This window comes from Collinsella aerofaciens (assembly GCF_039758965.1).
GTDB classification, from domain to species: domain Bacteria; phylum Actinomycetota; class Coriobacteriia; order Coriobacteriales; family Coriobacteriaceae; genus Collinsella; species Collinsella aerofaciens_BR.
On record NZ_JBDMSL010000022.1, the window covers coordinates 31,305 to 41,741 of the forward strand.

Genomic DNA, 10,437 nt, shown 5'->3' on the forward strand with positions numbered 1-10,437 from the left:
ACGTACGAAAGGTAGAAGCAAACATGGCCTTTACCAAGAAGACCGTCCGCGACATCGATGTCGACGGAAAGCGCGTTCTCGTCCGCGTTGACTTTAACGTGCCTATCAAGGATGGCGTCGTTGGCGACACCACCCGTATCAAGGCTGCCCTGCCCACCATCAACTACCTCGTTGAGCACAACGCTCGCGTCATCCTCATGAGCCATCTCGGCCGTCCCGAGGGCACCGGCTTCCAGCCCGAGCTGTCCCTCGAGCCCGTCGCCAAGAAGCTCGCTGAGCTCTCTGGTCTCGACGTTGCCTTTGTCGCTGACACCTACGGCGAGAAGGCTGCTGAGGCTGTCGCCGCCGTCGAGCCGGGTAAGGTCCTCGTTCTCGAGAACGTCCGTTTTGACAAGCGTGAGAAGAAGAACGATCCCGAGATCGCCAAGAAGCTCGCTTCCTATGGTGACGTCTTCGTTCTCGATGCCTTCGGCACCGCTCACCGCTCCCAGGGTTCCGTCGTGGGCCCCGCCGCTTACCTGCCTGCCGTCGCCGGCTTCTTGCTCGAGAAGGAGGTCGACACGCTGACCGGCATCTTCGCCGAGCCCGAGCGCCCCTTCGTCGCCATCGTCGGCGGTTCCAAGGTTTCCTCCAAGATCGGCGTTCTCGATCACCTCATCGACTCCGCTGACACCCTGATCATCGGTGGCGGCATGGCCTACACCTTCTTCCTGGCTCAGGGCCTGTCCGTTGGTCAGTCCCTCAAGGAAGAGGACTGGGTCGAGCGCGCCGGCGAGATGCTCAAGAAGGCCGAGGAGAAGGGTGTCAAGATCCTGCTCCCCATCGACAACCGTGTTGCCGATCACTTTGGCGAGGACGCTGTCCCCGAGGTTGTTGCTTCCGACGCTATCCCCGACGATCGTGAGGGTATGGACATCGGTCCCAAGACCGAGGAGCTCTATGCCGAGGCTGTCAAGGGCGCCAAGACCGTGTTCTGGAACGGCCCCATGGGTGTCTTCGAGTTTGACAACTTTGCTCACGGCACCCAGGCTATCGCCGAGGCTCTCGCCGAGGCTGACTGCACCTCGATCATCGGCGGTGGTGACTCTGTCGCAGCTGTCAACAAGTTCAACCTGGCCGACAAGATGAGCTGGATCTCCACCGGTGGTGGCGCTTCCATGGAGCTCGTCGAGGGTAAGGCCCTGCCCGGAGTGGAGGCGCTTCTCGATGCCTAATCGCACCCTTCTTATCGCTGGTAACTGGAAGATGAACAACGACGTCGCCGAGGCCGCCAAGCTCGCCGACGAGCTGGCTCAGGCTCTGCCCGAGGTTCCGGCTGGCGTCGAGGTGCTCGTCTGCCCTCCGACCATCGACATCACCACGGTTCATGACCGCATTCAGGCTGCCCCCATCGCCCTCGGTGCACAGAACGTGTACTGGGAGGCCAAGGGTGCCTTCACCGGTGAGTCTTCTTGCGACATGCTCAAGTCCGCTGGCTGCACCTACTGCATTATCGGTCACTCCGAGCGTCGCGACTACTTCCACGAGACCGACGAGGACCAGAACAAGAAGGCTAAGGCTCTCGTTGCCGCCGGTCTTGTTCCCGTCTTCTGCTGCGGCGAGTCCCTTGAGGTCCGCGAGGCTGGCACCTATGTCGAGCACGTCGTGAACCAGGTCAAGGCTGGCCTTGCTGGCCTTGAGATCACCTGCCCCAAGCAGGTCGTCGTCGCCTACGAGCCCATCTGGGCCATCGGCACCGGCAAGACCGCTACCGCCGAGGACGCTCAGGAGGTCTGCGGCGCTATCCGTGAGACCCTCAAGGAGATGTTCGGCGAGGAGCTCGCCGACGGCATCCGCGTTCTCTACGGCGGTTCCGCCAAGCCCGGCAACATTGCCGAGCTCGTCGCCAAGCCCGACGTTGACGGCGCCCTCGTGGGCGGCGCTTCGCTCAAGGCTGCCGACTTCGCCTCTATGGTCGTCAAGGCAGGCGAGTAGGACATATGGCACAGCGTCATCTTCCTGCACTCCTGATTATCATGGACGGCTGTGGCCTGGCTCCGGCCGATGGCGAGAACGCCGTCGCCGCTGCCAAGACGCCCTTCCTTGATAGCCTGTACGAGAAGTACCCCCACACCACGCTCGGCGCTTCGGGCGAGGACGTGGGTCTTCCCGATGGCCAGATGGGTAACTCCGAGGTGGGTCACCTCAACATCGGTGCCGGACGCATCGTGTTCCAGGAGCTTTCGCGCATCAACAACGCCATCAAGGACGGCTCCATCGCCAAGAACGAGGTTTTTGTCAAGGCTATGGACGACGTCAAGGCTGACGGTAAGACTCTCCACCTCATGGGCCTTATGAGCCCTGGCGGTGTTCATTCTCACATGAACCACGTCGAGGCTCTGGTCAAGATGGCTGCCGAGCACGGTGTCAAGACCGTTCGCGTCCACGCCTTCATGGATGGTCGCGACGTTGACCCGCAGTCCGGTGCCGGTTACATGAGTGAGTTCTGCGCCTTCCTGGCTAAGATCTCCGAGGAGACCGGTTGCGACGCTCGCGTTGCCACCGTCTCGGGCCGTTATTGGGCCATGGACCGCGATAATCGTTGGGAGCGCATCCAGCGCGCCTACGACGTCATGGTCAACGCGTCCGATGCCGATACCGACCCCGTTGCCGGTATCAAGGCCTACTACGAGAAGGATCCGCGCGGCGACGAGTTCGTCGAGCCCTTCGCTGCCCACAACGAGGGCATTCACGAGGGCGACGCGGCCATCTTCTTCAACTTCCGTCCCGACCGCGCTCGTCAGATGACCCGCGTGTTCACGGACAAGGAGTTCGACGGCTTTGAGCGCGAGCAGATCAAGCTTTCGCACTTTGTGACGATGACCGAGTACGATCCGACGTTTGACGTCGAGGTCGCCTTCCCCAAGACGTTCCCCGAGAACGTCCTGGCCGACGTTATCGCCGCCAATGGCCTGAAGCAGCTGCACACTGCCGAGACCGAGAAGTACGCCCACGTGACGTTCTTCCTCAACGGTGGCATCGAGGAGCCCAAGGAGGGCGAGGAGCGCGTGCTCGTCGCTTCCCCCAAGGTTGCTACCTACGATCTGCAGCCCGAGATGAGCGCTCCCGAGGTTACCGAGAAGCTCGTCGCCGCCATCAACGAGGATCGCGCTGATTTCTACATCGTGAACTTCGCGAACTGCGACATGGTTGGTCACACCGGTGTCTTCGACGCTGCCGTTAAGGCTGTCGAGGCTGTTGACGATGCCCTGTCCAAGGTTGTCCCGGCGATTCTCGCCAAGGGCGGCTTTGCGCTGATTACCGCCGACCACGGTAACGCCGATCACATGTTTGACGTTGCTTCCGACGGTTCCAAGCATCCGTTTACGGCTCACACCACCAACCGCGTGCCGTTCATCATTGTTGATGAGAAGGCACAGCTCACCGGTATCGAGGACGGCCGTCTTTCCGATATCGCTCCGACCATGCTCACCATGGCTGGTATTGAGCCTTCCGCCGAGATGACGGGCCGCGTGCTCGCCACCGAGGCCTAATAGAAAACAAATACCGTTTTCTAGTAAGAAGGGGGTTGTCCACAACCGGACAACCCCCTTTTTGGTATTTCTGCCATTTCCACCCCGTCCTTGAGTGGCAGGTAGGGGAGAGCGGGGGATTGTGGTACAGTACTGGAGTTTGAACTATTCTATTAAGGAGCTTATCTATGGGTCCGTTCCAGATTCTTCTGTTTGTCGTTTGGGCTGTCTCTGCCGTGGCGCTGACGATTCTCGTCCTGATGCATTCCGGTAAGGGCACCGGCGTTTCGGATATGATCGCTAGCTCGCTGTATAACTCCAGCTCTGCCACGGGCGTCATGGAGCAGAACCTCGATCGCCTGACGGTAATTATGGCCGTTGTTTTTGCCGTGTGCGTCGTCCTGTGCATGTTCTTCTTCCCGCAGGGCATCGTCGGCTACTAAGCATCGGCGTATATACGTTTGCAATGGGTCTCGCAGGTGCGGGACCCTTTTTGTTTACATATTTGTAACAGAGTCAAAATATCCCCACATACTTCGCCCAACTAAAGAAATTCTCGACCGTTAACCGGAATTAGCCCCAAATCGTGCATAAAATGCGCTACTGTATTGCGAAACGTTGGTCCGTTGTGCATAACCAGCCATAGCAGCGGGCGGCGTTTTGATGGTTCGGATCGGATTGTCTCGACATATGTCCGACTGAACATTTCTTTGTCCTATCTCATAAGGAGGATGGCATGGCTGATTCTATGTTCCACCAGCCCGTTATGGGTCGTCGCGCCTTTGTTGGCGGCACCCTCGCTGCGAGCTCCATGGCTTTTCTTGCCGCATGCGGCAAGAAGGGCGGCGACGCTTCCGGTTCTGAGTCCGGTTCGACGCTGAACTTCTACATCAACAACCCGGTCTGCATCGACCCCTACAATGTCCAGGAGGACCAGGGCACTCAGGTCGAGTACCAGCTCTTTGACGCTCTGACCTCTTATGACGCCGAGAAGGGCGAGATCGTTCCGCTGGCTTGCGAGTCTTTTGAGGCCAACGACGACGCCACCGAGTTTACCTTCAAGATCAAGAAGGCCAAGTTCCACAACGGTGACGACGTTACCTCCAAGTCCTTCAAGCTCGGTTGGGAGCGTCTGGTCAACACCAAGTCGGCCATCGCTACCGAGTACGGCCCTTCCGAGGTCTCCTATCACCTTTCCATGGTCGAGGGCTATGACGACCTGCTTGCCGGTAACGCTACCGAGCTCAGCGGTGTTACTTGCCCCGACGATGAGACCCTCGTCGTCAAGCTGTCTTCCGCTTACGCCGACTTCCCCTTCGTCGCCTCTCACCCGGCTCTGGCCCCGGTTCCCGAGTGCGCCGAGTCCGATGTCAAGAGCTTCTACCTTGCGCCGGTCGGTAACGGCCCGTTCATGATGGACGGCAAGTGGGAGGATGGTCAGGAGATCAACCTCAAGAAGTTCGACGATTACTATGGCGACAAGGCCAAGATCGATGGCATCCACTTCCAGGTCATCAAGGACATGGAGACCGCTTACAAGGAGTTCCAGGCCGGTAACCTCGATGTCTGCGACGTTCCCGTTGCTCAGATCGACGCTGCCAAGAAGGATCGCGGCGTGTCCAAGGACGGCTACACCATGGGTGACGGCGAGCGCATGCTGCTCGGCGCCGAGCCTTCCACCTATTACCTGACCTGCAACAACACGGCCGAGCCGTTCAACAACGCCGACCTGCGCAGGGGTATCTCCCTGGCCATCAACCGTGAGGCCATCTGCAAGACCATCTTCAAGGGTACCCGTACCCCTGCCGACGGCATTGTTCCTCCGGGCATCGATGGCTACAAGGAGGGCGCATGGGAGTTCTGCGCCTACGACGTCGACAAGGCTAACGAGTACCTCGACAAGGTTGCTCCCGCTGGCGCTAACGGCGATCGTGGCATTAACGTGACTCTGTCCTACAACCAGGACGGTGGCCACAAGGAGATCATGGAGTCCATCATCGGCGACCTCGCCAAGGTCGGCGTTACCGCTGTCTCCGATACCCCCGAGTGGTCTGCCCTGCTCGAGCAGTATCAGAACTTTAACTATCAGTTCGGTCGTCTGGGTTGGATTGCCGACTACCCGATCATGGACAACTTCCTGTATCCGCTGTTCCACTCCGACTCCCTCGGTGGCGACAACCGCTCTGGTTACAACAACCCCGAGTTCGACGCCAAGGTCGACGAGGCCCGTACCACGGTTGACGACGAAGAGCGCGTCGCTAAGATGCAGGAGGCCGATGCAATGGTCGCTGCCGACTGCCCGGTCATCCCGGTGATGTTCTACACGCACACCATCGCCGGCTCCGATCGCATCAAGCACCTCTATGTCGATCCGCAGAAGCACGCCGATCTGGGTACCGCTGAGCTCGCCTAAGAGTTTGCAGCTTCCGTGAGGGTCAAGTATTTACGTAGACCTCATGGGAAACATACAGTTCTCCCTAACCTGGGGTAAACTGGCTGATGGTAATTTTGGGATGCCGGTCTGGCGATCGGCATCCCATTTAGGTTAATCCCTAGATAGGGGAGTGGTATGGGTAAGTACATCGTTAAACGTGTGCTTCAGTTCATCCCGGTGTTTTTGGGCGTTACGCTGATTTTGTTCGCCCTCCAGAATATCGTGCCGGGAGATCCGATCAAGCTGATCGGTGGAGACAAGGCTCTGTCCCCCGAGGTGGAGCTTCAGCTTCGCGTCCGCTATCACCTGGTCCAGTCGGACGAGGACGGCAACGCGATCCTTGACGAGAACGGCGACCCCGTTCAAACGTCGCTCGTGGACCGTTACTTGTATTACATGAACGGCCTGCTTCATGGCGATCTGGGCAATTCGTATCAGCGCAAGCTGCCGGTTACGGAAATCTTTGCCCAGAAGTATCCGTATACGGTCAAACTTGCCGCGTGCGCCATCGTGCTCGAGGCAATCATGGGTATCGGTGCGGGTATCATTTCGGCGGTAAAGCGTTATTCCTTCTGGGATATTTTGGTAACGCTCACCACGTCGATCCTCGTTGCCGTCCCGGCCTTCTGGCTCGGTATGTTGCTGCAACTGTTCTTTGGCGTCATTCTCAAGGACGCCACGGGCGGTGCATTCTCCATGCCGATCTCGGGTGCCGGCGGTGCCAGCTCTCAGTATCAGGATTGGATGCACTATGTGCTTCCGACCATTACGTTGGCTTCGGTTTCGACCGCTTATGCTGCCCGCATTATGCGCTCGCAGCTGCTTGACGTCATGAACCAGGATTACATTCGTACGGCAAAAGCCAAGGGTCTCTCCAATCGCGCGATCATCATCAAGCATGCGCTTAAGAATGCACTCATCCCCGTCGTTACCTATATTGGTGTCGACTTTGGCGGCATGCTTTCGGGCGCCATCCTGACCGAGACGGTCTTCAACTGGCCCGGTATCGGCTATGAGGTCTATCGCGCCATTAGCATGCGTGACTGGCCCATCGTTATGGGCGGCGTTACGCTCATCGTCGTCGTCGTCATGGTGATCAACCTGCTCGTCGACATTAGCTATGCATTCCTCGACCCGCGCATCCGCCTTGGCGGTCCGTCGGATAAGGCCTAAGGGAGGTACGTCTCATGCAGGAAACTGATTCTCAGTCTCAGGAGCAGGCTACCGCCACCAAGGCCGCATCTGCTCCCGCCAAGTCCCGCACGCTGTGGGGCGACGCTTTTAAGCGTCTTCGTAAGAACAAGCTCGCCGTTATCGGTGTCTGCTGGATCATCATCGTCGTTGTGGTTGCCCTGACCGCAGATCTGTGGGCTAAGCCCTGGCTCGGTTCGCCAACGGCTTCCGACTCGACCACCATGGCCGAGACGTCGCTGATGGCTCCGTGTGCAGAGCACCCGTTTGGCACCGATGCCCTCGGTCGTGACATTCTCGTGCGTGTTATCTACGGTGCACGCGTTTCGCTGTCCGTCGGCATTATGGCTACTGCCATCTCCACGTTGATCGGTCTGGTCATGGGCGCCCTGGCCGGTTTCTACGGCGGCATCTGGGATACGATCATCATGCGCTGTGCGGATATCTTCTTGGCGTTCCCGTACGTGCTTTTCGTTGTCGCCATGATCGCCGTTATCGGCCGTGGTCTTCAGAACGTCTTTTTTGCCATCGGCATTCTCGGCTGGCCTTCGATTGCGCGCGTCTTCCGCTCTGCAATCTTGACGGTCAAGGAAAACGATTATGTTGACGCTGCGCGCGCGATGGGTGCATCTGATGCTCGTATCGTCGTGCGTCACATCTTCCCGAACTCCGTCGCCTCCATTGTGGTCTACGCGACCATGAACATTGGTGGCGCCATTCTGACCGAGTCCGCTCTGTCCTTCCTCGGCATGGGCGTTATTCCGCCTACGCCTTCGTGGGGCTCCATGATTCAGGACGGTCAGCAGTATCTTCTGACTGCTCCCTGGATGATGATCATGCCCGGTCTGGCAATTCTCTCGACGGTGCTCGCCTTCACCCTGCTGGGTGACGGTCTGCGCGACGCCCTCGACGTCAAGATGAAGGACGCATAAGGATGAAGAAGAACAAGAACTATGTGGACCTGAAGGACCAGCCGGTTCCCGAGGGCCAGCATCTGCTCGAGGTCGATGACCTTAAGATGTATTTCCACACCGAGGATGGCGTTGTTCGCGCTGTCGACGGTGTCTCCTACACGCTCGATCGCGGCGAGACCCTGGGCGTCGTTGGTGAGTCCGGCTCCGGTAAGTCCGTGACCGCCATGACCATCATGGGTCTTATCTCGATGCCTCCGGGAAAGATCGAGGGCGGCGACGTTCGCTATCGCGGTCGTTCTATCCTCGAGATGACCGAGGAAGAGATGCAGCACATTCGCGGTAACGACATCGCGATGATCTTCCAGGATCCTATGACCTCCTTGAACCCGGTCTATAAGATCGGCAAGCAGGTGGGCGAGGGTCTTCGTCTGCACCGCGGCTACTCCAAGCAGGAGGCGCTCAAGCGTGCCACCGAGCTTTTGGACCTCGTTGGTATTCCCGAGCCCGAGAAGCGCGTCAATGAGTATCCGCACCAGTTCTCTGGCGGTATGCGTCAGCGCGTCATGATTGCCATGGCTCTTGCCTGCGATCCCGATATTTTGATTGCCGACGAGCCCACGACTGCCCTGGACGTTACCATTCAGGCTCAGATTATTGAGCTTATGCAGGAAATGCAGGAGAAGAACGGCAACGCCATCATCATGATCACCCATGACCTGGGCGTTGTCGCTGATATGGCCGACAAGATCATGGTTATGTACGCCGGCCGTCCCGTCGAGTTCGGTACTGCTGAGGAAATCTTCTACGAGAGCCGCCACCCCTACACCTGGGGCCTTATCCGCTCCATCCCGGAGCAGGCCATCGATGAGAAGAAGCCGCTTACGCCGATTCATGGCAACCCGCCTTCGCTCATGAACCTGCCCGAGGGCTGCGTGTTCTCTCCTCGCTGCCCCTATGCGACGGATAAGTGCCGCAAGCAGCGCCCCGAGCGTTTTGTTACCGAGTCTGGTCACTATTCTGCGTGCCACTACGCTGGCGACCCCGAGTTCCTCAAGAACGCTCCTGTGACGTCCCGTACGCGCAAGGATTCCAAGAAGGGAGGCGAGGCGTAATGGCAGATACCAACGAGCGTACTCCGCTGCTGAAGGTCGAGCACCTCTCTAAGGAGTTCCCCGCTGAGTCCGGCATGTTCGCCAAGCGCTTCTCCAAGCGTGTCGTCTCTGCTGTAAATGACATCTCTTTTGAGATTTATCCTGGCGAGACCTTCGGTCTGGTTGGCGAGTCTGGTTGCGGTAAGTCCACCACGGGCCGTACTATCATGCGCCTGACCAAGCCGACCGCCGGTAAGGTGTTCTTCCAGGGTAAAGATGTTGCCGAGATGAGCAAACATGAGATCAAGGACATGCGTCGCGAGATGCAGTTCATCTTCCAGGACCCCTATGCTTCGCTCAACCCTCGTATGACCATCGGTGAGATCGTCTCCGAGCCCATGACCATTCATGGCGTGGGCACCAAGGAGGAGCGCATTGAGCGCGTCCGCGAGCTTCTCGACGTTGTCGGACTGAACCCCGAGCACATCAACCGCTATCCTCATGAGTTCTCCGGCGGTCAGCGTCAGCGTGTCGGTATTGCCCGCGCTTTTGCGCTGAAGCCCAAGCTGATTATCTGCGACGAGCCAGTTTCTGCTCTGGATGTGTCCATTCAGGCCCAGGTTCTGAACCTGCTCAAGGAACTGCAGGACAAGTTCGGTACCGCGTATCTGTTTATCGCTCACGACCTGTCCGTCGTGCAGCACATTTCCGATCGCGTTGCCGTTATGTATCTGGGTAAGATGGTTGAGGTTTCGGACTGGAAGACGCTCTACAGCGAGCCTCACCATCCGTACACGCAGTCGCTGCTGTCTGCCGTGCCGGTTCCCGATCCTGATATCCAGAAGACCCGCAAGCGCATCATCCTCGCTGGCGATCCGCCGTCGCCGCTGGATCCGCCGACCGGCTGCCGTTTCCACACGCGCTGCCCGATCGCGCAGGGTATTTGCTCTGAGAAGCTTCCCGAGTTTAAGGAAGTCGCACCGGGTCACTGCTGCGCGTGCCACTTCGCGGAGCCGTTCCCGATCAAGGAATCGCACATCGACTTGTAGCCGGTTGTTATCGTCCGGGCCCGTCCTGAAGTTACTTTTCAGAACGTCCTCGGACATGCAAGAAACCCCCGCTGCGCACTTCGTGCGGCGGGGGTTTCTTGCGTCCTGACGCTCCTATTTGGCAAGGTGTTTTTTAGAATCCATTTTGCGCTCGGCCTCGAAGGCCTGCCTGTCCCAATCGAGCGGAAGTCCGGCCTCGACCCATGCCTCGTAGGCCCTCCTTATGGGCTTGAGCTCCCTTTGGCC

At 58.6% G+C, this 10,437-nt stretch carries 9 protein-coding genes; all 9 read left to right on the plus strand.

All coding sequences use genetic code 11. The features are described 5' to 3' along the window. The first annotated feature begins 23 nt into the window (after window positions 1-23). The 9 genes from ABHU32_RS08035 (at window position 24) to ABHU32_RS08075 (ending at window position 10,191) form a co-directional block, all read left to right on the plus strand. Window positions 24-1,214: a phosphoglycerate kinase gene (locus ABHU32_RS08035; protein WP_346979581.1), complete on the plus strand. Its 1,191-nt coding sequence runs from the start codon at window positions 24-26 to the stop codon at window positions 1,212-1,214. After that, on the plus strand, window positions 1,207-1,974 hold the full coding sequence (tpiA, locus tag ABHU32_RS08040) for a triose-phosphate isomerase (RefSeq protein WP_089572945.1): 768 nt from the start codon (window positions 1,207-1,209) through the stop codon (window positions 1,972-1,974). Before ABHU32_RS08035 ends, tpiA begins: the two co-directional genes overlap by 8 nt. Before the next feature lie 5 nt (window positions 1,975-1,979). Continuing rightward, complete coding sequence (gene gpmI, locus ABHU32_RS08045) at window positions 1,980-3,533, plus strand: 2,3-bisphosphoglycerate-independent phosphoglycerate mutase (protein ID WP_006236146.1); 1,554 nt, start codon at window positions 1,980-1,982, stop codon at window positions 3,531-3,533. A gap of 167 nt (window positions 3,534-3,700) precedes the next feature. Further along, the gene (secG, locus tag ABHU32_RS08050) at window positions 3,701-3,955 is read left to right on the plus strand and encodes a preprotein translocase subunit SecG (protein WP_006236144.1); all 255 of its coding nucleotides are present in this window, start codon (window positions 3,701-3,703) and stop codon (window positions 3,953-3,955) included. 293 nt (window positions 3,956-4,248) lie between these two features. Beyond that, window positions 4,249-5,925: a peptide ABC transporter substrate-binding protein gene (locus ABHU32_RS08055; protein WP_229077154.1), complete on the plus strand. Its 1,677-nt coding sequence runs from the start codon at window positions 4,249-4,251 to the stop codon at window positions 5,923-5,925. Between the two features lie 156 nt (window positions 5,926-6,081). Continuing rightward, on the plus strand, window positions 6,082-7,119 hold the full coding sequence (locus ABHU32_RS08060; RefSeq protein WP_195520694.1) for an ABC transporter permease: 1,038 nt from the start codon (window positions 6,082-6,084) through the stop codon (window positions 7,117-7,119). Between the two features lie 14 nt (window positions 7,120-7,133). Continuing rightward, window positions 7,134-8,069: an ABC transporter permease gene (locus ABHU32_RS08065; protein WP_346979582.1), complete on the plus strand. Its 936-nt coding sequence runs from the start codon at window positions 7,134-7,136 to the stop codon at window positions 8,067-8,069. 2 nt (window positions 8,070-8,071) lie between these two features. Next, entirely contained in the window at window positions 8,072-9,163 is a 1,092-nt protein-coding gene (locus ABHU32_RS08070) for an ABC transporter ATP-binding protein (protein ID WP_055310514.1), read from the plus strand. Beyond that, window positions 9,163-10,191: an ABC transporter ATP-binding protein gene (locus ABHU32_RS08075; RefSeq protein WP_022094888.1), complete on the plus strand. Its 1,029-nt coding sequence runs from the start codon at window positions 9,163-9,165 to the stop codon at window positions 10,189-10,191. Before ABHU32_RS08070 ends, ABHU32_RS08075 begins: the two co-directional genes overlap by 1 nt. Window positions 10,192-10,437: the final 246 nt, after the last annotated feature.